The following is a 1114-nucleotide window of genomic DNA, read 5'->3' as shown; positions in this document are numbered from 1 at the left end:
AAATTAAAAAATGAAATTAAGAAAAGATAAATTATCGTAAACTATACACTTTACTTTATGTTCAAAATTATAATAATGAAAATAAATATTAGACTTTGTTTAATTATCAAAAATAGTTAAAATGAAGTCGATCACCCTTATAATTTTGATTGTAAACCTTTTATCAGCTTGTGCATTAGCACCAAAGCTAAAACAGCCCAATGATAGGAACCGTGTGCCTATTAATAAAACAATCCCTGCCGAAATCAAGCGAGAGACAGATGAAAAAGCGATTTATTACAATAGGAATGATTACCCTTTTAGGAACGATAAATTTAACTCTAACGTCTAACTTTAGTTGGGGTTCTGGGATTCAAGGTTCAACTGTTCAAAGTCCTTTCCCTGTTTCAAAAGCAGAATATCTAAAAATTATTGAGTTGTTAAACCAACAAATCAGAACAAACGAAAACCAGATCGAAAACGCGAAAAAAATCTATCAGTCTATAACAGGAAATAGAATCCAAAAACCAACAATAGGAGAGAACAAGAGCTTTTTCATACAAGATTCGCCTTCTATCTATCCAAAAACGCATCCCAACTACAGTGGCGTAGATGTTGGACAATTTCGAGACCTTTTATATTCTGTTCTTGACGAAGAGAAAAGAGTTATCTTCTGGTCATTGCCGTATCATGATATGCGCACAATAATTAATACCCGTCTTAACTATAGTGGAATTGTCGATAAAGCTGTAAGTTTGCAAACTTTTCAAGACGCAGAGAACCGCTTTACACAAATTGTCGATTTCTTAAATAATATAGATAAAACAAAAGATTTAAAAGGAGTTTTCGAGCTGCAAACACGCATCAAGACCATGTCAGCCATGCTCCAAAATGAATATACAAAACTACAAATGGTCAGAAATTTAAGCGATAACGAAGAGGCTCTTATCGAAATACAAAAACGTAAATTGTATGGAAAAATTATAGCCTCTAACCACAACGATATGCCTAAAATAAGATCTAACCAATAAAGCTCTTTACAACATTTGCTTTTTTTCATGAAAACAAAATCCACTGTAGAAGGTTCAGTACTATCTGAACAATTCAGAGAGGCAGAAAGCTTTTATCAAAGTCA

Annotated in this window: 1 protein-coding gene and 1 pseudogene; both read left to right on the top strand. The window is 32.7% G+C overall.

Features of this window, described 5'->3' with window-relative positions; genetic code table 11:
• Positions 1-121: 121 nt before the first annotated feature.
• Positions 122-253, top strand: a pseudogene (locus tag ACFILL_RS09275) (TrwH protein); the annotation flags it as partial.
• A gap of 7 nt (positions 254-260) precedes the next feature.
• Complete coding sequence (locus tag ACFILL_RS09270) at positions 261-1010, top strand: type IV secretion system protein (protein ID WP_375643833.1); 750 nt, start codon at positions 261-263, stop codon at positions 1008-1010.
• Positions 1011-1114: the final 104 nt, after the last annotated feature.

Source organism: Bartonella sp. AP20NXHL, assembly GCF_042196165.1.
Lineage (GTDB): Bacteria > Pseudomonadota > Alphaproteobacteria > Rhizobiales > Rhizobiaceae > Bartonella.
Note: the sequence above shows the minus strand (reverse complement) of the source record. Positions and strands in the feature narration are given on the sequence as shown.